The 26,004-nt window shown below is 67.7% G+C and carries 12 protein-coding genes and 1 pseudogene; 10 read left to right on the top strand and 3 right to left on the bottom strand.

The annotated features are described in order from the left end of the window. The first annotated feature begins 4 nt into the window (after positions 1-4). The 10 genes and pseudogenes from BKH32_RS10435 (at position 5) to BKH32_RS10395 (ending at position 20,635) form a co-directional block, all read left to right on the top strand. Positions 5-2,842, top strand: a complete 2,838-nt coding sequence (locus tag BKH32_RS10435; RefSeq protein WP_256691625.1) for a vWA domain-containing protein — start codon at positions 5-7, stop codon at positions 2,840-2,842. 128 nt (positions 2,843-2,970) lie between these two features. Beyond that, complete coding sequence (locus BKH32_RS10430) at positions 2,971-6,552, top strand: tubulin-like doman-containing protein (protein ID WP_075249979.1); 3,582 nt, start codon at positions 2,971-2,973, stop codon at positions 6,550-6,552. A 1-nt stretch (position 6,553) separates the two neighbouring features. After that, positions 6,554-9,283: a hypothetical protein gene (locus tag BKH32_RS10425; protein ID WP_075249978.1), complete on the top strand. Its 2,730-nt coding sequence runs from the start codon at positions 6,554-6,556 to the stop codon at positions 9,281-9,283. A 136-nt stretch (positions 9,284-9,419) separates the two neighbouring features. Further along, positions 9,420-11,579: a hypothetical protein gene (locus BKH32_RS10420; protein WP_178384621.1), complete on the top strand. Its 2,160-nt coding sequence runs from the start codon at positions 9,420-9,422 to the stop codon at positions 11,577-11,579. Positions 11,580-11,617: 38 nt separating this feature from the next. Further along, a pseudogene (locus tag BKH32_RS14770) lies at positions 11,618-12,031 on the top strand (hypothetical protein); the annotation flags it as partial. Positions 12,032-12,220: 189 nt separating this feature from the next. Next, a complete protein-coding gene (locus BKH32_RS10415; RefSeq protein WP_178384620.1) occupies positions 12,221-14,380 on the top strand; it encodes a hypothetical protein in 2,160 nt (719 codons plus the stop codon). 30 nt (positions 14,381-14,410) lie between these two features. Continuing rightward, positions 14,411-15,334, top strand: a complete 924-nt coding sequence (locus BKH32_RS10410; protein WP_075249975.1) for a hypothetical protein — start codon at positions 14,411-14,413, stop codon at positions 15,332-15,334. A 278-nt stretch (positions 15,335-15,612) separates the two neighbouring features. Beyond that, a complete protein-coding gene (locus BKH32_RS10405; RefSeq protein WP_256691622.1) occupies positions 15,613-16,521 on the top strand; it encodes a hypothetical protein in 909 nt (302 codons plus the stop codon). Positions 16,522-16,622: 101 nt separating this feature from the next. After that, positions 16,623-17,645, top strand: coding sequence for a hypothetical protein (locus BKH32_RS10400; RefSeq protein WP_075249973.1), 1,023 nt, complete (start codon positions 16,623-16,625; stop codon positions 17,643-17,645). Positions 17,646-17,959: 314 nt separating this feature from the next. Next, positions 17,960-20,635 (top strand): hypothetical protein, encoded by a 2,676-nt coding sequence (locus BKH32_RS10395; protein WP_256691619.1) that lies wholly within the window; start codon positions 17,960-17,962, stop codon positions 20,633-20,635. Positions 20,636-20,701: 66 nt separating this feature from the next. Here BKH32_RS10395 and BKH32_RS10390 read toward each other — a convergent pair whose 3' ends face one another. The 3 genes from BKH32_RS10390 to BKH32_RS10380 form a co-directional block, all read right to left on the bottom strand. Beyond that, complete coding sequence (locus BKH32_RS10390) at positions 20,702-24,145, bottom strand: AAA family ATPase (protein ID WP_075249971.1); 3,444 nt, start codon at positions 24,143-24,145, stop codon at positions 20,702-20,704. Next, positions 24,142-25,467: a metallophosphoesterase family protein gene (locus BKH32_RS10385; RefSeq protein WP_075249970.1), complete on the bottom strand. Its 1,326-nt coding sequence runs from the start codon at positions 25,465-25,467 to the stop codon at positions 24,142-24,144. The genes BKH32_RS10390 and BKH32_RS10385 overlap by 4 nt, the downstream gene beginning before the upstream one ends. Positions 25,468-25,518: 51 nt before the next feature. Further along, the coding region (locus tag BKH32_RS10380; RefSeq protein WP_143222796.1) for a tetratricopeptide repeat protein at positions 25,519-26,004 on the bottom strand (486 nt) is incomplete at its 5' end.

Genomic DNA, 26,004 nt, shown 5'->3' with positions numbered 1-26,004 from the left:
GCATATGATCCCGCGTCGCAGTTGCTGTGAACTGATCCATCGATTGAGGCGGTTGGCCGTCAACGTCCTGTCAGCTCTGGGCGTCACGCTCCTCGTGCTCGCAGGGGGCGCTCTGTCGACTGCTCCTCAGGCTCTCGCCGCACCTCAGGAGGATCAGTCCCCTGGACCTCTGAGTGCATTCGGGGCCTGCCTGTCAGGTAAGGGCGAGGGGTCATTGGTCCTCCTGATGGACCAGTCGGGCTCCCTGCGGCAGTCGGATCCGCAGAAGGCGAGAGTGAGGGCGAGCAAGTATCTTGTGCAGCGTCTTGCAGCCTTCGCCGACTCCTCCAAGGTCACGTTGAAGGTGAGGGTTGCGGGATTCGCCTCCGACTATCACGCACTGGGAGATTGGGTCACTATCAACTCAGGTTCCCTGGCTGAGGTCGACAAGCAGATCACCGTGGCCGGAGACGATCTCAAGGACTACGACACAGACTACTGGACCGCTCTGGAGGGGGCGCGTCAGGACCTCGCGGGACATGACCGATCAGAGTGTCGCGCGGTGGCCTGGTTCTCGGACGGCGCCTACGACCTCGATGTGCGGGACTCTGAGCAGTCCCAGCAGGAGTTCGGTACCGCCAAGCCCTATGCCCCTGGCTCCGCGTTGACTGACGAGTCAGGCGTGAAGACGGCCGAGTCCGCGGGAAAGCAGGACATGTGCCGGCCGACCGGACTCGCTGACCAGCTGCGTTCCTCCCACATCACCTTGCTGGGCATTGGATTGAGCAACGGAGACTCCAACTTCGATTTCATGAAGAGAATCACGTTGGGTGGAGGGGCGAATGCCGCTAAGAACTCCGTTGAGTCGTGCGGCAATGTATCCGATCCTCCGGGCGGATTCTATCCCGTGACGGATATTGACTCGCTGCTCATGGCTTTTGACTCGATCTCCGCCCCGGGGCGCTCCGTCTCCAGCAGCGTGACCAAGATCTGTCAGGGAGACGTGTGCTCCGACGGCGAGACCAGCTTCGTCCTGGATCGTTCGCTGCGCAGCGTGCACATTCTGGCCTCATCGGATACGCAAGGACTGGAGGCCGACCTCTACGCTCCTGGCTCTCAGACGCCCATCGCGATGACACCGGACTCCACCGGGCCGCAGAACAAGCAGGGTGTCTCATACGAGTGGATGACAGGGCGGACACTACGAATCGATCTTGACTCCAGCAGCGCCGGCGCATGGGCCGGGCAGTGGCGCCTGGTCTTCGTTGACAGGCGGGCAGCTTCGGCAGGGCATGAGGTTCATGTCAATCTCCACCTCAGCTCGCCGTTGACGATGGCCTGGAAGAACCTGGGGCAGACGACGCTGCGTCAGGGGGAGGCGGTGCCGAACGCCGACCTGAAGCTGGTTGACGGAGTCGGAGGTCGTGAGGTTCCGCCTTCCGATCTCACCGGTCCAGTCTCCCTGAGCGTGTCGCTGAAGGATGCGAAGGGCAAGGAGCACACCCTCTTCAACAGCACCGACCCGACCTCACTGTCCAAGCCCCAACGGATCACTGTCCCCAAGGACGCCGCTTTAGGCAGCGGCACCGTGACCACCAGCCTCACCGTGACGACAGGCGATGCCACCGGCGCCAGTGGCTCACCCGTCAAAGGCACAACGCTCTCGCCATCGCTGGCCTCCACCTCGGTGACCGTCTCACCGCCGTCGAACTATCCGACTCTGGGAGATCAGATCGATTTCGGTCGCATGGATGGTCAGACCTCGGCCAGCGCCGACCTCAAGGTCACCGGCCCGGGCTGTGTCTGGATCGGGGACGGTCAGACCACGCTCACCGGGTCTCCGAAGGAGGCCGGAACCGTCACGCTCTCGGCTCAGGCGTCGTCGAAGGACACGTGCGTCAAGGTCGAGGAGGGGCAGACGGGGACGGTGCCGGTCAAGCTGGCGGCTCAGGAGCACGCGAACGGCGCGGTGACAGGAACCGTGACCGTTACGGTGGCTCCGCTGAACAGTCAGGGAGAGCCCCAAGGCGTCGCCGTCCCCTTCAAAGCCGATATGCGCTGCCCGCTCAACGTCGGCACCGCATGGACGGCCTTCGTCATCGCGCTGCTGTGCGGAGTGCTGATCCCGATCGGAGTTCTCTACCTCTTCAAGTACCTGTCGGCCGTGATCCCCTCGGGCTCACTGGTCGTGGGCACGACCGTCGTGGAGGTTCCCGGTGACGGAACCGTTCCCAGGATCGAGCTGCCCTCCCAGCGGATGAGGATGTACTCCCTTCGAGGCCGTACGCGCACCTTTGAGATGGACGGCTATCGTCTGCGCGCCATCATGGGGGCCTCGCCTGCCGCAGTCCCCAGGGTTGAGCTCGTCGAGCCGGAGGCGCCATCGGTGTCCGGGGCGACACCCGGATCGCGCGGGGGCAGAGCGGTCCTGCCCCTGGGGGTCCGGGGCCAGTGGATCGCGGTTGCCGACCAGTCGTCGCAGTCGGACGATGTACGGCGGGTTACCCTGATCGTGCTGGCAGCCTCCATGGACGACGCCGTCCTGGCCAAGGTTGTGGACGACGCCCGTGCCCATCTCGTCTCTCGCGTTGACTCGATCCTTCCCGCCAAGCCGACCGGGGCGTCGAGCTCGGCGGCCCAGGGGCGGATCGGGACCCTGCCCACCGCGGGGACGTCCATGCCGGACGCCGGGGGTGGCTTCGGCTCCCTCGACCCCGTCGACGACAACCCTTTCGCCGGCTTCCCGACCGGCTCGGGCACATCGTCGCAGGAGGCGTCCAGCCCTGAGGCGCAGGAGGCGGCGCAGCGTCCCTCGTCCAGCTCCAGCCCCCAGGACCCTCCGACCGCCTTCCCCACGTTATAGCGTCTTGTCAAAGGGAGTCCCGCCTCGGGCGGAGCACGCCGATATCACGCCGGTCATCAGTTCGTGATCTGCGGTAATACAGCCACTTCATATAATGCCGAAGGTCGGCAGAAAGGAACGATCGAACCATGCACAAGGTCCTCGTTGTCGGATGCGGTGGGTCGGGCGCCAGAACGCTGTCCTACATGCTGGACCAGCTGCACGCGGACCTGGCCGTCCACGGGATCGATGAGGTGCCGGGCTGCTGGCAGTTCCTCAACGTCGACACCCCCCTCCAGGAGGAGCAGGGTGAGGCCGTGGCCTCGGTGAGCCGTCAAGGGGGCTCCTATGTGGCCTGCGGCGTCGCCAACGGTGAGTACCGCGTCGTCGATGAGGCTCTGACCCAGTCGGTTCAACGTAACGGCAGCCAGGGTCTGCGACAGCTGGCCACCTGGATGCCCCGCCGCCCCAAGGACGTCGCCTTCCCCGTGACGGTGGGTGCCGGACAGTTCCGGGGGATCGGTCGTCTGCTGGTTCTGACGCGGTTGCGCGACATCTCGCAGGCCGTGCAGTCGGCTCTCGCACGTATGGTGAGCCCCAGGTCTCAGGAGCAGGCGGCCCTGGTGTCGCAGGCGGTGCCTGGAGCCGGTCCCGCCCCCGACACCACAGCTCCGCCTCTGGTGCTCGTCGTCTCCTCGATGGCTGGAGGGTCCGGGGCCTCCATGACCCTGGATGTGTGTCGCCTCATCGCCGGAGTCAACTCGACGCCGGCGATCGACCCCCAGCTGATCTCGGTGTTCCTCTACACCGCGGAGGCCTTCGCCTCGGTGCCTGCACACATGCGCTCGGGCATGCCGGGCAACACCCTGGCCATGCTGGGGGAGATCGTGGCTGCCCAGGCGGGGGCCGACGGCGCCGCGGCCATGCTCGATCAGCGGCTCTACGAGACACTCGGACTGACGAATCGGGCGGGGCGGGCGTTCAAGCGAGTCACCCCGATCGGCCTGCGCGCCGGGGGCTCCGGTGCGGTTTTCGGGGACGGCACCACCGAGGGAGTCTTCCGGGGGATGGGGCGCGGCCTGGCGCGCTACATCTCGTCGTCGGCTTTCGACGACTATGTCTCCTACGACATCGCCAACCAGGTCTCCATTCCGGGTCGAGACATGACAAGCTGGGGAGTGGACCCCACGGACACGGCGTGGGGATCCTTCGGGTACGCGTCGCTGAGCACTGGGAGGGACCGCTACGCCGAGTACGCCGCCCAACGCATTGCTCGGCGTACCGTCGACCACAGCCTGGACGGATTCCGTCTGGTGGGCGACACCACCGGTGACACCCAGCGACTTGCCGACCTGTGGGCGCATCGTCAGGACAGCGAGCTGAACAGCCTGGGACTCCCCTCCTCCTCCGGTGCCCCGGTCCTGGCGGGAAGCTCGGCGGTGGACCAGGCCACGATCGACTGGTTCCTGAGCGATACGGCTTCCTCGACCGTCAACAAGTCCGTCCTGGGGGGCCACGCCAAGGACGCGGTCAAGGCCGTGCTGGCTCAACGGCCTCAGGCCGAGGGAATGCCGGTGACCGAATGGGCTGACGGGATGAACCGGTGGCTGATCACCTCCAAGGAATCGGCCCTCGTCTCCGAGCTCGAGCGTGCCAGCCTCAACTACGCTCTCAAACGAGTCGAGGAGATGTCTGACCGCCTCGTTGCCACCACCCGGCAGGCGATCGCCGACCTCGGACTGCCCTACGCCCTGTATCTGTTGGGGCGGCTGCGTCAGCCCGGGGGCGTCCTGGACACGCTCATTCCCCGGGTCTCGGCGATGGAGCATCTGGCGCCCCAGCACCCCCTGTCCTTCCCTGACTCCCTCCTGAACCAGCTGCGCGGCATGGGGAAGGCGGTTCTCGGTGGAGCGGGGCTCGGGGAAGTGACCGGCAAGCTCGAGTCCGAGCTGCAGCAGTCGGCGTTCCACTGGCTCAGCGCGCGAACCGCCGCTCACCTCGCCACGGCGATGCGCGACATGATGACCTCAGCCGTCAAGCCCTTGGAGGACGTCCTGGACGACGCCCGCAAGGTCCTCGTGGACGCGCGGGCGGTCCGCGCCAGCCAGCAGGGCATCGCCGACGTCGCCACGGACGTCTACAGCGCATGGCCCCAGGAGCCTCAACCCGGCCAGGCCGACGGCAGCATCGTGCCGCAGCGGTTCGCCACCGCCCACAACGAGGTCGTCCTCATGCCGGTGGAACAGTATCCCGGACGGTTCGAGGAGCACATCGCCGACGCCGTCGGCGGTGAACGCGACTTCCACCAGGCGTACTCCCGTACTGTCCAGGAGGTCATCTCGGGGACCTGGGAGCAGGGGGCGGGGGACAAGCCTCCGGAGGATCTGCTCACCGTGACGACCGCATGGGTCCCCGCAGGCCTCCAGGGCGCCACCGGAAGCGCGCTTCCGACGCCGGCGCGCTACGAGCTGCGCCTACGCCCCTCAGAAGTCCTGGGCCGCGCCCGAGCGTTCGTCGCACGGCGCGGTGAGGCCTTCGAGGTCTTCTGCAGCCAGTCCCTGCGCAGCTTCCTCACCGACGAGACGGTGGGGGAGCATGAGCGCTCTCAGCGCTCGCAGGCCGTTCTCGCCGGCCTGAAACGGACGCTGGAGATGGCGCGGCCTCTGGTGGAGATCAGCACCGAGACCTACCGCTCTCTTCACAACGGTGACACGCCCGCGCTGGCATACACCTTCTCTCCCATCCCTCTGCGCAATCAGAGCGTTGCCCAGGACTTCCTCGACTACCTCGATCAGGAGTCGACGATCGATCGTGAGCTGGTGCACGACCGAGTCGACAAGGCCCTGGGGGACGAGGACGTGGCCCGCATTGACGTCTTCGGCTCCTACCCCCGCACTCTTCCCGTGGCGTACTCCGGCCTGCTGCGCTCCGTGTGCGAGTCCTGGGACCGGGCCCTCGGCTCGGCGGGAGCCCGGGACGCGTTCTGGCGGTTCAGGCGAGCACGTCCCCTGAGCGGAGGACTGCCCCTCGGCGACGCAGAACGCCTCACCATGGTGCGCGGCTGGTGGATGGCCACCCTGGCCGGAGGGATCGAACGGGCACCGTGGGGCGGCCACTCCGACACCCAGCCGGTGCGTGTCTGGGACACCGAGGAGCAGGAGTGGGTGGCCTTCCCCGCTCCCATGCTCACTCCGCCGTCACGAATGATCACCGCCAATGCCTGGCTGCCCGCGGTGCTGGAGTCATCCCTTCTGGCGTATCTGCGGGTGGGCGAGGACGGTCTGCAAGCCTTCAGGCCCTGGCGGGTGCTGCGCCGATGGGCCGACGCCTCCGTCAACGAGCCGCAGATCGCCTTCGGGGTGACGACTCCGGTGGACGAGGCGGTATCAACGCTCCTGGGACGGGGGCAGGTCGACGGGCTCACTCCGGCCGCCGGAATCGATCAGCTCGCGGATCCCGAGCTTCGACGTGAAAAGCTCTTGAGCTACTGCGACGTGATTCTCGGCGACCTGGAGCAGAACTACCTGCCTGGTCCTGGAAAGGCCGATGAACCCGGGCACTTCACCAACTACCGCAGACGCTCCTTGGTGGAGACGACGCCTTTGACCATTGATCTCGCCCAGGACATGTACGACGAGCTCAGTCGTGTTCGTGGTGTTGTCGCCTCAGTTCCGCCCGCCTCGGAACTGGGCGCCTCGCCGACATCATTCGGATCCGGAATCGAGTACTGACATGGAATCATCAGGGCCGGCCGCGTCCCGGTCGGTATCGGTCTTCGTTGCTCCGCCGAGCCAACGGCCTGTTCTGTCCGCGCTTGTCGATCTGTCCGCCGCTGGGCTGCTCGCCCCCTTCGCCTGGATCGAGAGCGACAGCGAGCCGGACAAGGCTCCGGACCGCTACGACCCCGTCGCCGTGTGGGCCGATCAAGGACAGGTGACAGTGAGCACCTTCTCCCGGATCGTCAACCGTCATGACCTGGAAACGGTCCGGCTGCTCGTCGTCGTACCTGTGGGGCATCCCGCTCAGGACGCCCTGCCCGCCAGCGCGGAGCAGTTCTATCAGCTCCTGGGGGTGCCGCAGCACGCACGCCGGGAGAGCCTGCGGGTCATGGTCCCCTACTCCGCGCAGCCGCTGGCCGCCGAGCTGGGGCGCATCGGTTGGCGGAAGATCATGCTCTCCCCGGAGTCCACATCCGATCCGGCCTACAGCGCCATCCCGTGGTGGACCAGGCCGGAGACGATGCCGGGAGCGGCAGCGGTCGGCCTGGCGGTGCAGGCCGGTCTGTGCGGGGCGGTGAACGCAGCACCGCATGACGGACAGCGTGAAGACGTCTCCTACGACATCAACGTCGTGCGCAGCTTCGTCCGCATCGTTGACGCCCACTGCGTGGAGGACCAGCTGCGCCGTCAGGTCACCGAGGTCGGCGAGAGCTTCCCGCAACCCACCCGCGCCGACACCGGTGTCCGGGTTCCGGCATATGCGGATCCCGAGGCCAGGGTCGCCGCTGTGGCACAGGCCTGGCAGGAGCGCCACGTCCACTCGCTGAGGCGTCCGCAGGTGCCGATGCCAGAACGCGCCGGTCAGCGCCGCATGGGGGCCCTCGAGGCGCTCAAGCTCTTCTTCTCCTTCCTCGTCAAGGCGCTCATCGGAGCTCCCGGCGAATGGCTCCGCAGCCGTGTGCGGGCCGCCAAGGCCTCGATAGCCTCCGGAGTGGCGTCGGCGGTCTTCGGTGAAGGATCCGCGGTGCAGGTCGTCGTCGGAGGCGTGGACTCCAACGGGCGGACCGTCGGCTGGAACGAGCTGACTGATGCCGCCAAGCGCGCCAGCGACACGTTGCCCGCGGACTTCCCGCGGTCGGGTCAGCCCGTCCAACGTGATTTCGGAGCCTTGTGGCAGGACCTGGTCTCAGGAACGATCGCCCTGCTGGACGGCTCGGCCCACCCCCCGCTGGGCATCCAGGCCTACGAGGGGTACCTGCCGCGCCGTGACGCCATCGCTGCGCCTCTCGGCCCGAAGAATCGCATTGAGATCACCGAGCCACTGGGCGACCTGCCGGCCGGCACCGCGCTCCACTCCTGGGACCAGCTCGAGGTCGACCGCGTCCGCACCTATCTGCAGCAGCTCTCTCAGTCCCAGCACTCCCAGGCCCCAGAGGCGGCACGTCGGCTTGCGGAGATAGACCGGTGGCGAGCCGACAACAGTCGTCGTCTCCTCCCGCGCCTGGGTGCCGTTCTCTCCAGCTGCTTCACCTCAACCAGGAACGACGTCGCCGCCCTGTCCCACGAGCTCCAGTCGCTTCTCGGGCAGGAGCCCGGTGGGGAGCTGGAGCAGCGTCAGCGCAGGCTGGCCAGGATTCTGCGCCTGTTCCTGCTGATCCTCGCGATCGTCCTGGTGGTCCTGGTGGTGAGCAAGACCATGGGCCGCATCGGCTGGCTGTACTTCGCGCTCCTTGCGGTCGTGACGGTCATCGGCTGGCTGGCCGCCTCGATATCAACCTTCGTGTCGCAGCAGCGCGAGGTCTTCCGAATCCTGTTCAGGATCGAGGAACGCGACCAACGCATCCCCCTGCTCACCGCGAACCTTCGTCTGGCGGTGGAGGACCTCGCCGCCCAGGGGGCCGCGTACTCACAGTTCAGGCGCTGGGCGACGATCGTCTCCGCCTTCTTGGACGACCCGCTCGGTGCACGTGACGCAGGACCCGACCGAACCACGCAGAAGGTTGCGCTTCCTGATGCCATCCAGCGGGTCGAGGCCGAAGCCTCGCCTGAGCACCTCGCTGATGCCGCTGCCTCCTTGCGCACCAGTGTCTTCACCGTCGGCTGGCTCACCCAGGCCTGGGAGACGATGCGGGCCGGTATCGGCGTGGACCTGGACCCTGAGCAGCGCAACCGTCTTGCCACCCGGCAGCTGGTGCTGACTGCGGAGTCCGGTGAGGCGGGAAGCGCCTTGAGCAACTGGGCGCAGGGCCTGGAGACCAAGGGGGTGCGCTCGGGTCAGGCGGGTCGTATCTGGCAGAAGTGCCTGGCGATCCTCTCGGGGGATCAGGGCCCCGACCCCCGGCTCACGGTGATGACGCCCTCGGGGGAGAGACGTCAGGTCTCCGCCTACTGCCACGACCTGACGACCGGGGGCTCACGATCAGTGGTGCTCGATGTTCTCGGTCCGGTGGCCCGTTCGGGGCCGCAGTCCCTGACGGTGCCGGAACAGTCCTGGCTCAGCCAGTGGAATGACGGGTTGTCTCCGACGATGGTGCTGGTGGAGACCACGAACCCGATTGCGCCGGCTGACTTCATCTACCCGGATCACGACCAGGGCCCGAGTGGCCCGCTCTCCGGGATGGACTACTTCAACGTCGGAGGGGACCAGACGGCGCCTCCTGCCGGCGCTGGTTCCTCCTCCAACGGGGCTCTGGGCGACGCGCCCGCAGGGCCGGAATCCTTGTCCGGTCCTCTCGAGTACTAGTGGGCGACGGGCCGCGCCTGCGCACATCGACAGCGGCGGCGTCACTGAACCCGTTGTTCGCCATCTCATACCGATCCTGAGGACACTCATTATGGCTATCAGTTTTCGTGAATTCACGCATGCAATGACGCAATGGATGACCGAGGCACCCGACGAGGTCAAGCAGCACCTACGGGCCTCGTCATGGAAGTCCCTCATGCTCACCGGCAAGGACGTCGACGGTGGAACGGTCTTCTCCCCTCAGGAGATCGTCGACCGTGTACTGGACGGACGCGATGATCTGACCATGACCGTGGCCGTGCCGGTCTCGCTCATGCTCAACAGCAGGTTCGGTCCCCAGGAGGGGAGCGAGGCCCCGCCGGAGGGGCAGGGAGCCGGCTCCGATGACAGCCTGTCCGGGGGCGCCCCCTCGCCTGAGGCGCACGTCATGCAGGAGGCTGCCAACGAGGAGCCGACGACGGAGCCGGACCTGGCGTCGCAGTCCCCTTCCGATGAGGAGGCGATCGACTGGATCTTTCCCGCTTACGACTATTCTCGCGAGGATCTTGACCGTCCGGAGGAAGGAGGACGAGTCCCGGTCACCGTCAGTGACGTCGGGGGCAGTCTTCGGTACACCTGGCCCGACGCGGGACAGTCTGAGGTCTATCGGGTCGTCATCTCTGATCTGGAGGATCCCTATAGCCCGGATGACTTCGACGAGGCGGCTGTCACTGAGGGGCTGAATGCACTGGATTCGGCTCCGTGGACAACGGCCGTGCGCTTCGTCACCGTGTGGGGCTACGAGCGCCTTGGTGATGATGAGAGGTATCTGGGGCAGTGCCGGCGAGTTGCCAGTCGCGTCGTCGTTCACCCCGTGGCTCAGTGGTCCCTGGGCTTCAACTCCGAGTCCCGGTGCGTTGACTCCTCCTGGGAACCTCCGGTGGCTCCTCCCGGGGCCACGGTGAAGGTGCGTACCGCCCGCCTTCCTCTGGAACAGCCAGTAGGGCGTTATCTACGCGGGAGCGCCTGGCTCAGCTGCGAGATCCCGAATAATGGGGCAGGATTTCAGGACTCTGAGAATCTCGTGGGGGGAAAGCAGTACAACTACGTTGCCGCCGTCGAGGTCCAGATCTCCGGGGAGACCTACACCTCCACGCCGATCCGCCAGCAGATCACTCCCGAGGTGGAACGTGAGAAGATCGTCGACCTGGGCATTGTTGACGACCAGGGCGTCGACGGGACGCGCGGATCGGCTCTGAGACTCACGTGGACCCAGCTGTCTCAGTCCTCCGTGACGGTCTACCGCACCCAGAGGCCCGTGGACCCGGCGGCATCCGATCGAGCCACTGTTCCCGAGGAGGCACTGGCTAGCGCGGGCCTTCCCCAGGATGCGGCTATCACCGCGGCCGCAGGCATCGAGGAGCTCGACACCCCGGCCCGGCAGCTGCGCACGATCTCTGCGGTTCCATGGCCTGATGGACATGAGTGGGACACCATCTACTTCACCCCGGTGACCTTCCACGGCGACGGTGAGGTGACTATCGGGACGACCGTCCAGCGCAAACGTGCCGCCAGCATCGAGAACGTCACGCTGACTCGCCGTTTGAACTGGGATCTGGTGACATTCACCTGGCCGGGCGATGCGACTCTCGTGGAGCTGCGCATGACTGCCCTGGACGCCCCGTTCGATGACTCGACAACACCTTTCATGTCCGTGACCCATGAGGACTACCAGGCCGATGGTGGCTGCGTCATCAAGAACGGCCTGCCCGCTCCCGGCGGGTGCCTCTACCTCAATGCGATCACCTACATGTCCGGCACCCAGATCTCCTCACCGCCAGTGAGCATCGAGGTTCCCTCATTGTGGACCTACCAGTATTCTCTCAAGTGGCCGGGTGACGTGAAGGTCATGGGCGGTTTTATGCGTCAAGCGGTGGCGCGTTTCGGGCATACCGTCGTGGAGATCACCGTTGAGGCCCTCAAGGGGGTCTGCGATGAGTCAGGGGCTATCGGACTGACGCTGCTGCACAACCCCTCGCACCTTCCTCTCCACGCCGCTGACGGGCAGAGAGTCGGCTTCTTCTTGGAGCGTCCCACCAAGGACAATCACCAGGAGGCTGTCACGTCTGTCCGGGTGCCGCCTAACGGACAGCCGCTGTCGCTGTGGTTCGATCACTCGGACTTTCCTGCCGGATACTTCAGGCTGGTTGTCGACTCCCATCCGCTGAGCGCCATTGACGAGGAGGCTCGGCATCTGGCGCTCGAGCACTTCGGTCTGATCGATCCGTCCCTCTCTGATCTCATCAAGAAGGGGTGACATTCGTGGGAGACGACTCTGATCCGAAGGCCGGCTTGATGTCGGGATGCGAGCAGCTTCTCTACACCAATGTCGATCATGTCGTCGACGGCGTGGAACGGTCGGGGTGGCAGACGATGGTGCACTCTCCCGGACTGAGTGAAGGCGACACAAGCACGCTGTACGCGCTGATCGACCCCACTCTCAACCCCGTGACGCCCCTGTCCGGATTTCCCACGGCACAGGAGGTGGCGGCAGCTGATCGACGCCTGGCGCAGTTCTCGACGGACGAGGGGCTGGTACTCGTCCACACCGCTCCGGCGGGGAACGACACAACGGGGCGGCCCAACACCATGACTCATGTGGTGCTTCTGAAGCACCATGAGCCGGCACCCGACCTACGAACCATCGATCTGTGGAGGTCACCCGGCTGGGTGACTCCCTTCGGGCCCGAGCAGGTGAGACAGGCGGAGCTGCCCGAGCCGGCGTCGCTGCGACCCGGCACCAGCGTCGACGACGACACGGTGGCCGAGTTCCTCTCCGACGGCTCGCGGAGCCCAGCCCTCGTAGCCATGGCCGATGCTCTCGAGCCGGGGCTGGTCCAGGCCATCCGTGCCCAATGGGGTGGTGTGCCGCCTGACCGGTCAAGCAGGAGGAACACTGTGGTCCTCGCGGTGTCCTCGACCGATGAAGCCGCCCTGTGGATCGGAGCGCTGCTGCGCACCTGCGCCCCGGCCACCGGACGGCACCTGAGCTATTCCGTCCTCCAGAGGATCCTGACGCCCTCGGACGTCGAGATGCTTGTGCAGTCTCGCATCGACGTGGCCTGCGTCCCGAGACAGGACCTGAAGAACATTGGGGAGTCTCGAGCGGGCCTGGTCGTCATCGACCCGAATGAGGGCGGCGGCGACGTCGAGCCGGCGCCAACGACGTCGTGGGGACGCCTGGTGGCCCTGATGAGTCAGGATCTGGGAGCGTGGGTTGCCGCCTACGAAGGAATGAAGGACGTCCTCAGCCTTCTGCCTGATCATTCCGATCTCAGCCCGGGGTGGCCGCTGGCTGTGGCCGAGGCCTGCGATCCTGGACTCCTCGAGTCTCAGCGGGAGGAGGCGCCGCGCTCTTCACAGGACGTGGGGGAGCGGACGGGGGACGAGACGGAGCTCATCGAGGTTGAGCTCGTGTCGTGCTATCCGAGGTCCATGGTCGGTAATGACTACCTCGCGGCAGTAGTGACCGATCGCGTACTCGGCTCTTCAACGCGGAACCCTGCCGCCTGGTATGAGCGGCTCTCTCAGATTCCTCGGTGGGCACCAGTGAGTGGACTCGTCAGTGGACTCTGCGAACGCTATCTTGACGCCGCGTGCCGCGAGGCCCGGTGGCTGACCGACCTCGAACGCCCCGTCTCTGAGCAGGCCAACCGCTGCCTGCGTGAGTGGAGCGGGATGCCGGAGCATCGCTCCAAGGTCGATGCAGCACTGGTGCACGCCAAAGAGCGTGTCGAGGCCGAGCAACCGGGAACTGCGGGGGGCCTGCGCGTCCTGGATCGTATGCTGCGCGAGCACGTCAACGTCTCGACGAGGACGTGTGATTCTCTCCTGCAGGGGTACGCCGACATGATGCAGCCGGCCGCCAACGGTTCTCGTGAGCAGCGTGAGATTCTTGCTGTGCCGGCGACGCCGCTCAGCCGTAGCCTGCTGGCTGACCGGGTGAACTGGCAGCTCGATAGTGAGGAGCACTCTGGGCGACCGAGGGTCCTGCCCAGCCTCAGTCGCGAGGTCCTGGACTGGCTGAGCCAGGACAACGAACCCGGGAATCGAGTACAGATTGAAGCGCAGGTCGCCGTGACGGCGGTCGCCGCTGGTGGGAATGACGTCGGCCGGGCATGCCTGGCGCTGGAGCGCCTGGGAGGCGTCTTCAGTCTTCAGCCCACGGTGGTCAAGGCACTGTCACGGCGGGCGACGCCCGACATGGTGCAGCACCTCCCTCATGGCTGTCAGAATTTCCACGAGATCTTCACCGAGGTCCTGGCCAGGAACCATGGCTCGAAGAATGTGGAAAAGGTGGTCCGGAACCACCTCAACAGCTGCGGGCTCACTGAGCGCCTCCTCACTACCGAGCTAGCTCACCGTGTCTCCCCTTCTGCTGCCATGAGCCTGGTCGTGCTCAGTCGGAAGATGCCCTTGATGAGCAAGCTGGGTGTCGATGCCGCCCTGAACTACGCTGGAAACGTGCTGATCGCCATCCGTGTGCTGGCGGCTCAACGTCGAGATCTCCGCCGCGATCCGGTGCATCGAGCCATGGTCAAGGCCGTTGGGGTGCTGCTGGCCGGAGTCTGGGGCGGTAGGCGCATCGTTCTCGAGGACTTCGTCTTGAGGGGGAACGGTCCCGAGGTCCTGCTGGTGAAACAGGAACTGACCCAGGTGATGACGGAGCTTCCTGATATTCTCCAACGTCACCCGGAGTACCTGATCGCCGACGAGGACAACGGGTTGGGTGCGTTGATCCCGCCTTTGGTCCAGAGTCTCTACTTCAGCAGTGGCGTTCGCATGTCCGAGGACATGGGGATGCTGGTTGATGAGAAGGTGAGTCAGCTGGAGCGAACTGAAATGGAGTCCTCTGCCCTGTTCTCAAGTAAGGATGATGCGGCTTTAGCGATAGTTCGTGCCGTCTTCGCTCGCGGCGGCGCTGGGGGAGTCGAGCTGTCACAACCGATTCTTTATGGCCTGTTCAATAATGATGCTGGGGCGCGCCGCTGGGTCGATAAGGCCCTGCTGTCTGCTGCGGGTCGTGGCTCCGGAAGTCGTCGGAGGATACTGAGATGATACTGAGACTGCTATGGGAAAGGAAAACCAATGTCTGACATCCTCGCGAGTGGGCAGTGGAAAGAGTTCTCGGTGAGCAATCGAGGCGCTCTTGAGATCGGCCTGGTCGCTCCCGTGCCCGCCACGTTGGAGGTCGTGGGCACCTCGAGCGCCCCGAAGTATCTCGGGGTCTCGCGTGATGCCGTCGCGTTCCCTGGAAGAGCGGTCTCGGCTGAACGGCCTGTCACCGTTCGTGCCAACGCGTCATCCCAGGAGGCGTTCCCCGGCGACTGCGTCGTCGACCTGTCCTTCGACGCAGCCGGTGGCGAGCACGCCTACCTCATCAGGGGAATCCCGGTGGCGGGCCAGGCCAGCGCCCCACTCCTCCAGCTCACGCTGGAGGGTGGCTCGATTCGTGTCCGTCCAGGTGAGGGGGGTGCGGCGACGCTCGGGCTGGGAGGCTGGTGCGCCAAGCGCAGAGAGGAGTCCGGGGCGTCCTTGGCGCCAACGATCACGGAGATCGTTGTTGACGCCTCCGCGTCCATGGTGCAGCATCAGCCCCGCGTGGAGTCGTTCCTGGCTTTTGTGGCCGACTCGTGCGCAGCTATCGGCGTTGCTGCACCTCCTGTCCGTTCCTTCGGTGTCGGTGGCTCGGTCGGCGCCTCCTCAACGGGGATGGGTGGGGTTGGCTCAGTGCAAATGGACCCCGATGCTCGGGGCAGGCGCATCGTGGTGACTGACATTCCCCTGGAGGCGGGGCGTTGCGAGTGCCTTGTCGTGGGGAGCCCGGAGATCGTTCGTGCGCTCGCCCCCCACAGCGGGGCGCCCTACTTCGTTCCTGATGGTGATGTGTGGAATGAGCTTCTGCGGGAGGACACGGCTTTCACCTCGCAGACTCTTGCCACCATGGACCCCCTTCTGGACTGGCTCTCTCACCCTGCTTCATCTAATGCGTCGATTGGAACGTCATCATGAGTTCTGCGTGCCCATACTGTTTCACTCCGATCTCTCCGTCCGAGATATTCTTGAGGTGCACCGGCGGGTGTGCTGACGCGCCGGATCCTCAGGCGTCTTCCTACGCTGGTTATGAGACGAGGTGCACTCCTTTCTATCGGGAGACTCTGAGGCAGGAAGTCAAGGTTCTTCCGAGTGCAGTGAAGTGTCGGCGTTGCCAGTCGATGTGCGTTCAGGAAATCTGTCGCGTCTGCCATCGGGACCTTCCGCAGGGCTGGCGTGATGCCAATGTGTTCACCATGGCTATCACGGGAGCGCGGGGGGCCGGTAAATCTGTTTATATCGCCGTCATGGTCAACGTGTTGCGTCGGTATGCGCAGGAGAGGGCGTGCACGGTGCAGCCGTACACGCGCCGCACCCAGGACGCCTATAACGCCATGTACTATCGGCCGCTGTTCAAAGAGAATGTGGCCATGGAGGGCACCCACCCGCTGGGCGTGGCGGCGTCCTTCGAGAGTGATCCTCTCATCTGGGAGGTCTCAGGGGCTCGATCGGGACGTCTGTATATCGTGATGCGTGATGTTCCGGGTGAGGACATGGAGAGCCTCACTGGTCGGCCGCCTGCGTTCAGCTTCCATGATCGAGCCGACCTGGTCATATTCCTCTTCGACCCGATTCTGCTGGACTCGGTGCGGCAGGTGCTCTCCGGGATCATTCCGGACGTCGATAAGGGGCGACTGGGCGCGCGATCCGGGGAGGTGCTGCCGGCAATTATGGGGCTCATGGAGTCCGGCCGGGCGCTCCTGGCCCTGACGGTCTCCAAGTTCGATTCTCTTCATCAGCTGCCCCAGGCGATGAGTCCGATGGCGCCGGCGCTGGCCAATCCGGCGGCACATATCAACCGGGATGACACCATGATCCTGGCGGGAATGCAGGAACCTGCCGCCGGCAAGGCGCTCATGGAAGACCTCGATTTCCTGGACGCAGAGGTGAGGGCGCTCTTCCAGCTGATCGGAGAGAAGTCGGTGACGCTCCTGGCTGAGCAGGCCAAGGCGAACCGGCAGATCCATGAGTATCGGCACTTCGCTGTTTCCGCGGTCGGTGAGTCTCCGCGGCACAACGAGCAGCTCACAGAACGAGGTATCTCCCCGTTCAGGGTGCTCGATCCGCTGCTGTGGGGCATGCACGTCAGAGATCTGTCGTTGTGACGTCGTCGGCGAGGTCGTCGGCTCCTCGTGTCCGGGGCGCCGGTGGCGTAGCCTCGGGGACGTAGAGACCCCATCGGTATCCTCAGGCAAGGAGCCTCATCGTGTCCCGTCCTCTCTCCCGTGGGCCGCAGTTCGACGACGACGCAGAGGCGGACGCGGCCGTCGATCGCACCGACCGCATCGATCACATTGACCGCGGACGGCCCACCGAGCGGATCGACCTTGACCAGTTGGAGGCACAGCCGGGGGTCACGGAGGCCATCGCCATGCCGCCGGGGGGCGAGGGGTGGGGGTACCTGCCGCCGTCGACGTCGACCCCGCAGCTGGCCGCCTCCCCGGACCAGCGCAGCCAGTACACCCAGGTCCTTCAGCCCGTGCCCGCGCGGCAGACGATGTCGACGCCGGTGCAGCCGGTCTACGCCAGCCCCGAGCCCGCAAGGCGCACGGTCTCCCAGGTGCCGGTGCAGGAGACCTGGGGGGAGCCCGAGCCGGAGCCCCCGGTGGAGCTTCCTCGCCCGCCTGAGCGCCGTCGTACCGCCGCCCTGCCGGTGGGGACGATCATGGTGCTGGCGGCCTGCGGAGCCCTGGGATGGGGGACCTACACGCTGCTGAGCACGCTGCACGTCTTCGAGATTCTCTCGACTCGGAGCTGGACGCCCAACTGGGCGGCGATCGGTGCTGTCGGCGGTGGCGCGGTGCTGGCCTTCTTCGCCTTCCTCGTGTCCTGCTCGGCCTTGGCCAGAGCCAAGCCGAAGGGGCCTGCCGCCCTGCTGGTCCTGGCGGCACTGTTCCTGCCCCTGGTGGCCACGGGGGCAGGCGTCTACTACGGGGCGGGCGTTCTCAAAACGCAGACCCTGGCCGATGCGGAGAGCTTCTCCGGTCAGCTCAAGATCGGCAATGTCGACCAGGCCCTCAAGGCCCTGGAGTCCGGAGTGTCCTTCCCCGGACGGGACGACCTCATCAGCATCCTCAACACGGTCAAGGAGAAGGCCGCCGAGCAGGGCGTTGCCTCGCCGGACTCGGGTTCGCAGGGTGCCGACCAGTCCGGGGGCCAGCAGGACGGCTCTCAGGAAGGCGGCGACGGCCAGCAGGGTGAGGGCGACTCGGCCGGTGGCGAGGGCTAGCTTCGGGTGCAGTAGGACGTTGGGCGCACCGGGGGAGGCTCTGTCCGTGCTTATTCGCGGACAGCGTGGATCGCATGTCAAGACTGGGGGACGAAACTGGTGCGCGGCTGGTTTCCATGGGGTAGAACTGCCGTGTTTGATTCCCTATCAAAGGCAGCCCTGTGTCCAACAGCAGTTTTTCTCCCGATCCTTCGCATGGCACTGGTGAGGTTCCAGCCCCTACGCCCCCGACGACGTCGGGGCCGGAGACCGGCAGTTTCCCCGCTGTGCCCGTGCCGCCTCCGCCGGGTGCTCCCGCGCCTGAGGCGTACAGCGTGACTGAGGCCCCTCCGCCGCCTCCGGCCGCCGCTGGAGCCGACCCCGTGGCCGCCCCGCACACGATGGGTGTTCCGGTCGCCGGCGCCTCCGCCCCTGGAGCGCCGGCGCCGCAGGCTCAAGGCGGGTTCGTGCAGCCCGGGCAGGTCGCTCAGTCCTCGCCTCTGGCGCAGACCTTCACCGCCTGGTTCCGTGCCCCGGGTCTGACCTCCACGGCCCTGACGCTCGCGATCGTGCTCGGATCGGCGGCCGTCAGCGCGATCCTCACGCTTGTGGCCATCTCGACCATGGGGACGACGACGAAGACGTTCCCGACGACCTTCTCCACGCTGCCGTTGCTCATGGGCTGGAGCCTGGGCGGGCAGTTCGTCATGTCGGGGTCGAACGAGTACGAGACCATCACCCTGACCTTCACGCTGCTGCCCATGGGGGCACTGACCGCCGCCGGTATCGGGGTCTTCTGGCTGGCGCGCCGCCGGAGCGCAGTTGATGGTTCGGCGGCCCCGCTGGTCCCGACTCTGGCGCGGGCCGGAGCCGAGGCCCTGGCTGTGGCGCTGGTGGCCTGCTTGGTGACGGCTCCGTTCTCCGCGACCGCCGAGATGATGGGGCTGAAGGTCATGACGGTCTCCTCCTCCGCGCTGATGACGATCCTGTTGGTGACTGTGGTGGTCTTCGTAGCGCTGGTGGTGGCTCGTAGTGGCGGGTCGCTGCTCGAGCGACTGCCGAGCCCGGTGGTGCAGCTTGGCCGTGAGCTGGGCGCCTTGAGTACCGCACTGGGTGTGGTCCTGGGGGTCTTCGTCATCGTCGCTTACATCGTTGCGGCGCTGACCCAGGGGTGGAGCCTGGCCTCGATTCTTCTGCTGCCGGTCTTCCTGCCGAACCTGGTGCTGCTCGCCCTGGGCATGGGGTCCCTGGGAGGCCTCACCCTGGACAAGAGCGAGGCCGCGGAGGCTCTGGCCTACTTCCTGCCGTCCCTGGGCGGCGAGAAGGACGGCGACGCCTACGCCTGGACCTGGTTCGGCAGCTGGTCGATCCTGCTGTTCGTGGCCATGATCGTGGCCATCGCGGCGGCGGCGGTGCGCGTGGGCGTCAGGCGTGCCCGCACGGGGCGGACCGAGTGGGCGCGCGTCTGGCAGCTTCCGCTCGTGTCGCTGGTCCTGGGGGCGATCGTCTTCTACGGGCTGCTCCCGTTGCGTTTCTCAGGCGCTGACACCCCGATGCGCTCCTCGGGCGGCGGGGCCGGCCTCCACATGTCTGTCAGTATGCAGCCCAACGTCCTGACCTTCTTCCTGTTCGGGGTTGTGGTGGCGATCGTCTCGGTGCTGGCGGAGCTGCTGCCCTTGTGGGTCTACTCCGTCTTCCCGGCGGTGCTGCAGCTGGTCGGCGGGAAGAAGGCCAGTGCGGCCTGGCGTGCGGGCACCTCCGGTGTCCGGTCGACGACGCCGTCCCAGCAGTGGGCGTACAGCACGGACCCGGCCACCGGGGCCAGTATCGCCATGGACCCGGCCACCGGCGCCGTCTTCTCCATGGACCCGGCGACCGGGCAGTGGGTGGAGACCACGCCGGCCTCGCAGGCCCCGGCTCCCGGTCTTGACGGCGCAGCCACCGCGGGCACGACTGCTGCGGGCGCGTTGCCCGAGCCCGCCCCGATGAGTGCGGCCTCGCGCAAGAAGGTCATTCTGGGACTGTCGGCCTTCGGGGTCGTGGTGGCGCTGGTGGTTGCCGGCGTCGTCGGGCTCAATGTCGTCAACGGCATGCGCGGCCCTGACAAGGCGGTTGAGAGCTACCTGACGCTCCTGTCGGAGGGCAAGGCCGCTGAGGCCACCAAGATGGTGGACCCCGGTGTCCCCAATGACCAGCGCAAGCTGCTGACCGACGACGCCCTCAAGGCCGCCAAGGCGAGGATCAAGGTCACCAAGATCGACAAGCCCACCATCTCTGGTGACTCCGCCACGGTTAAGGCTCATCTGTCCCTGGACGGGAAGGCCTTCGAGTACAACTTCACCGCCTCGAAGACGTCGGGTTCCTTCGGCCTGGACAGCTGGAAGGTGGATAAGCCTCTCGTGGTCTCCGCGGACTTCAGCTCCTCCTTGCTTCCGGGGCTGAAGGTCGCAGGGGTCGCCATCGACCTGGCTAAGGAGAGTGGCGGGTGGAGTGGGTCTCGCACCGCGACCCAGTTCGCCTACCCCGGTGTGTACCCGGTGGCGGCGCCGGACTCCGTCAGCAAGTACCTCACTGCGAAGGAGGCCTCGGTCACGCTGATTCCTTCGGGGCAGGGTGCGAGCTCGGAGGCCGAGTCGGTGGGCACCCAGAAGGTGGATGCGACTCCCACTGACGAGCTGAAGACCAAGGCGCTGGAGAAGGTTAAGGAGCAGACGAAGACCTGTGCGACTGTTCCAACGAACATGGACAACATCTGCCCCGTCCAGACCTCCTCGGACATGACCTCGTTGTCGGTGGAGAAGGACGCCACGAAGGTGGAGTTCTCCGAGGGCGGCAATGACTTGTCCTTCACCTCTGACGAGATCAACATCTCCGGGTCTCCCAAGCCGACGGCCTTCGACAAGAACCCCGCCCCCCGCAAGGTGAAGTTCACCTTCTCCGGGAAGGTGGAGCTGCCGGAGGGCGACGGTGAGCCCACCGTCACGATCTACTCCAACAACAGCATCTTCTAGGACGACTGGTCGGTGCCGGCCGCTGGGGCGGCACCGACCAGCAGGATGCGTTCGCGGCGCGTCGTCTCAGGCGGTCACCTTCAGGGTGGATCCGCCCGAGGCGACGCGCCGCACTGCGATGCGCTCGGCGATCTGGTCGCGCAGCTCGGCCACGTGGGAGACGATGCCGACGGTGCGCCCGCCGGCGCGCAGGTGGTCGATCTGGGTCATGACTGTTTGGAGGGTGTCGGCGTCCAGGGTGCCGAAGCCCTCGTCGATGAAGAGGGTCTCCAGGCTCACGCCCCCGGACTCGGCCGAGACGACGTCGGCCAGGGCGAGGGCCAGTGACAGGGAGACGTAGAAGGTCTCCCCGCCCGAGAGGGTCCGGGGGTCGCGGGTGCGCTCGTCTCCGAGGTGGTCGACGACGGCCAGGCCGAGTCCTTTGCGGCGCCGGCGCTGGCTGGTCTCCTCGGCGACCCGGATGAGCTCGTAGCGCCCGGAGGACATCTGGGACAGGCGCTCGTTGGCGAAGACGAGGACCTCCTCGAAGCGGGCCTGCAGCACCCAGGTGGCCAGGGGCGTGCCGGCCTCGTTCTCCCCGCGGGCGAGGTTCGCCACCCGGATGAGGTCGGCGCTGGAGCCGGCCGCCTCCTCATAGGCGGTGGCCGCCTGCTCGACGCCGTCGACGGCCCGACGCAGGTGCTCGTGGGACTCGGCGGTGCGCGCCTGAACGGAGGCGGCCTGCCGGGCGGCGGCGTCCGCCTGGGCGAGCTCGGCGGCGGCAGCCTCGAGGAGGTCCTCCTCCTGGCCGCTCAGGGCGGCGATCTGCGGGTCCTCCAGGCCCAGGCGGACCCGCTCGTGGGCGGTGGCGGCGGCCCGCACGCCGGCCGACAGGGCCTCGATGGCACCGCGTTCCATGAGGGCCGCTGTTGCCTGGGCCGCGCCGGTGAAGTCCTCCTCCGTCAGCGCGGCGGCCAGGTCGGCCAGGGCGCTGCGGGCCTGGGCCAGGGCGGTGCGGGCAGTGTCGACGTCCTGGGAGGCGTCCTCGGCCTCCTTGGCCCGCACGAGGAGGGCCGCGGCGCGGGCAGTGACGCTCGGCCAGGTCCCGCGCGCCTCCAGGCAGCGCCGCTGGTCCTGGGCGAGGGCCTCGCGCTCGGCCTCCAGGCGGCTGCGGGCCGACTCCTGGGCGGAGCGGGCGGCATCGAGCGCGGCACGCTCCTGCTCGGTGCCCGCATCGAAGGCCTCGAGGCGCCCGGCCAGGTCCTCGACGCCGTCGGCTGTTGCCCGCGCCGTGGCCAGGGCGGCGGCGGCAGCCTCCAGCGACTCCTTGGCGGCGGGGGCATCCATGCCGTCACTGGCTCGCTGGACCTCCTGAAGCCGGGCGGCACAGGTGTCGCGCTGTCGGACGGCACCGCTGAGCGCCTCGTCGGCCTGCCGCTGGTGCTCCTCGGCGACCTCGACCTGCTGACGGGTGGCGCCGTCGGTGCCGGCGTTGGCGGGGGAGGGGTGCGTGGTCGAGCCGCACACGGGGCAGGGCTCGCCCTCTGTGAGCTCACCGGCGAGCGCTCCGGCGGTCCCGGAGATCCAGGCCAGGCGGGTGGCATGAACCTGTTTGGTCGCCTCCCTCGCGAGTGCCGCCGCCTCAGCGCAGGCGGCGTCCCGTTGGGCGAGCTGGGCGCTGAGCTGCTCGACGGCGAGGGCCGCCCGGTGGCGCTCCTCGGCCCGGGCCCGGCGGTCTTGAAGGCCGTCGAGGCGCTCGTGGGCCGCGCGCGCCGCCTCCAGCGTCTCCACCAGGGCGGTGCGCTGCGCGGGGCGCTCGGCGAGCTTCTCCGCGCGCTGCTCCAGGTCAGCGGCGGCGCGCTGTAGTTCCGCCTCCCGCTGCTGTAAGGCGCTTTCGCGCTCGGGGAGGCCGGCCTCGAGGTTCACGAGGGCCTCGAGCTGCCCGTGCTCGCGACGGCAGTGGTGCGCCAGGTCGTCGAGGTCGTGGGGGCTCAGGGCCCCGGCTTGGGTCTTCTCGGACGCTTCGGCCGCCACGGGGGTCTCTGCCGCGTCGGAGTCCTGCGGGGCCGCGTCCGCTGCGGTAGCGCCGGCCCTCGCCTGGCTGGGTTCATCCTCGAGGGTGGTGAGCTGGCGCTGCGCCTCACGGACCAGGGGCTCGATGATGGCGGCGGGTGTCACCGCGGCGTCATGGCTGCTGTGAGCGTCGCTGCCGGTGGCATCCTCCGCGCTGCCGGCACTGGTGACTCCGGCCTGTTCGGCCAGGTGGGCCAGCCCGCTCTGGTCGGCGCGAGCGGCCAGTGCGGCGACGGCCTGCTGGGCGCGGTGACGGGCGGCCTGCTCGGCGACCAGGTAGGGCCGCACCCGGGAGGCGCGCTCGGCGGCCTGGAGTCGCTGGGCGTCGTCGGCTTCTTGCTCGGCACGCTCAGCCAGTCGCGCGTTCTCCTCCACTAGGGCCCGGCGTCGCTCCAGGAGGTCGTGGAGGCTCTGGGCCTCCTCGCGGGCCGACTGCGCCCGGGCGAGGACCTCTCCTGCGGCCTCAGAGCGGGCTTCGGCCAGCGCGACCCGGTTGCGGGAGGCCTTCAGTGTCTGGGTGCCGACGCGGCGAAGAGCCGCCAGGTCCGGGGCGGCTCCCGCCATCGCCGCCTCCAAGGCCTGGGCCGGCGTCGGAGCAGGGCCGGCGTCGACCTCCTCCGGCTCCTCACGGTCGGCGTCGTGAGCGGGCAACGGCAGCGCCTCCTGGGTCCCCCCAGGCGGGGCCTCCTGCGGTGAGTCCTCCGGGAGCGTCACCTGATCGACGTCGGCGGTCTCCTCGCCGGCATCTGTGGTCTCAGCGGGGGAGGGCGCCTCGGTGAGGAGGGGGTGCCGTCCCAGGGCGGCGACCTGTCCGCGCAGGTCGGCGGCGGCCTGCGCGACCCGCCGGGCCCCGTCCCGGGAGGCCTGGATGAGGGCGTCCTGGATGGCGTCGTAGATGCCGGTGCCGAAGACGTCCTTGAGGAGGTGCTGGCGCTCGGAGGAGTCGGCGCGCAGGAACCGGGCGAACTTGCCCTGCGGCAGGACGACCGTCTGCGTGAACTGCTCCCGGCTTAAGCCCACGGCGCGCGCGATCTCCGCGTCGGCGTCGCCCACGCGGGTGACGGGCTCATCGAGCGGCTCCCCGCCGACCTCGGCCAGATGCCAGAGCTTGACGGTGCCGTTCTGGGTGGTGGTGCCCTGGCCGCGCCGCTTGGCCCGCTCGTAGGTGGGGGTGCGGCGCACCCGGTAGACGCCGGCGCCGGTGGAGAAGACGAGCTCGATAACGCTCTCGGTGTGCGGGCCCACGAGGGTGGAGCGGATGCGCTCCTTGGAGGAGTCGGCCGAGTCGGCCACGTCCCCGTAGAGGGCGAAGACGATCGCGTCGATGATGGTGGTCTTGCCTGAGCCGGTGGGGCCGGTGAGCAGGAATCGGCCGGAGGCGCCCACCGCGTCGAAGTCGATGTGCTCCCGCCCCGCGTAGGGGCCGATACCGGTCATGGTCAGGGAATGGATCCTCATCGCTCGCTCCTCGCGCCCGCCAGGGCGGACTCGTACGCGCTGCGCAGGACGCCGTGCTCGGAGGGCTGCGGGGCGCGCCCGCAGACGTCGTCGAAGAAGTCCTCAGTGATACGCAGCGGGTCGGCCGCGGCGGTGACGGCGATGCGCTCGCGGGCGGTGCGCGTGGGGGCCTCGTGCTGGAAGGCCAGGAGGCTGGGGAAACGCTCCTTGAGGGTGGCCAGGGCGCCGGGTGGCCGCTCGCCCTGGAGGATGACGCGCACCCAGGCGCCGGTGGCGTCGTCGAAGGCGGGGGAGAGGAGCTCGGGCAGGGTGCCGGTCAGGGTACGCACCTGGTGCAGGACCGGGGTGGGGATGCGCTCCAGCCCGGTGATGCCGTCGGCGTCCAGGTCCAGCAGGACGGAGGACTTGGTGGCAGAGTTGCGGGCGCCTTCGGCCTCGTCGAAGGAGAAGGGCAGGGGTGAGCCGGAGTAGACCAGGCGCGGGCCGGTGGGCCGGGTGAGCTCCTGGGGCCGGTGGAGGTGGCCGAGGGCCACGTAGTCGAGGCCGCCGCTGCGCTCGGCCAGGGGCGAGCCGCCCAGGGTGGTGAAGACGCCGGAGGGCACGGAGTCGACGCCGCCGACGCGAATGTCCCGCTCAGACTCGCACGCCTCACCACCGACGACGAAGGCGTGGGCCATGAGCAGGCTCGGCAGGCGCCGACTGCGGGCCGAGCGCAGGCGGTCCAGGTCTGCGGCCACGAGGCGCAGGGCGGCGGAGACAACGGCCTCGTGGGAGCGGGGCAGGCGCGGGCGCTCTGGCGGGCCGGGCTGCAGGGCGGTGCCCTCGCCCTCGGCCTGGTATTCCCCTGCTGTGTGCTTCGCGGGGAGCTCCTCGCCGAGGCGCTCGGCGAGGAGGGGCGGGAGGATCTCGCGGGCGGCGTCGGGGTCGAGGTAGGGCAGGGCGTGGACGATGGCGGCATCGTTGCCATCGGCGTCGGGCAGGATGATGCCGCGGTCGAGGCCAGCGGTGCGGGCCCGAATGATGAGGCCCTCGCGCATGAGATCGGCGGCGAAGCCGAGGCGGCGGGCGGAGTCATGGTTGCCGGGGGTCAGGACCACCCGGGTGCGCTCGGTCAGACGGCGCAGCGTCTCATCGAGGAGTGCGACGGCGTCATTGGGTGGGATGGCGCGGTCGTAGACGTCCCCGGAGACGAGGACGGCGTCGACTGACTCGGCGGTGACGAGCTCGACGAGGTGGTCGGCGAAGGCGGCGTGCGCGTCATCGAGCACGCGCCCGTGGAAGGCGCGCCCCAGGTGCCAGTCGGAGGTGTGGAGGATCCGCATGCCGACACTGTCTCACAGCCCACCGACATCAATGACGGCGGCCTGCGGCGGTCAGTGACCGGCTTCCTGGTCCGGGTCCTCCTCGGTCCCGTCCTGCTCGTCCTCGGAGCCCGACGGCGTCTCAAAGAGCTTATCCGCGTCGTCGAGTCTGCCGGCGGCCTGGTAGGCGCCTGCGAGGTTGTTGCGTGAGGCCAGGGTGTCGGGGTGATCAGGGCCGAGGATGCGGGTGCGGTCTTCGAGGGTCTGTTCGTGCAGGGTGATGGCTTCGTTGAGCCTGCCGGCGGCCTGGTAGGCGTAGGCGAGGTTGTTGCGTGAGATGAGGGTGCGGGGGTGGTGGGGTCCCAGGATGCGGGTGCGGTCTTCGAGGGTCTGTTCGTACAGGGGGATGGCCTCGTCGAGCCTGCCGGAGTCCTGGTAGGCGCCTGCGAGGTTATTGCGTGAGATGAGGGTGTCGGGGTGGTGGGGTCCCAGGATGCGGGTGCGGTCTTCGAGGGTCTGTTCGTACAGGGGGATGGCCTCGTCGAGCCTGCCGGAGTC

This window comes from Actinomyces oris, from assembly GCF_001929375.1.
GTDB classification, from domain to species: domain Bacteria; phylum Actinomycetota; class Actinomycetes; order Actinomycetales; family Actinomycetaceae; genus Actinomyces; species Actinomyces oris_B.
Note: the sequence above shows the minus strand (reverse complement) of the source record. Positions and strands in the feature narration are given on the sequence as shown.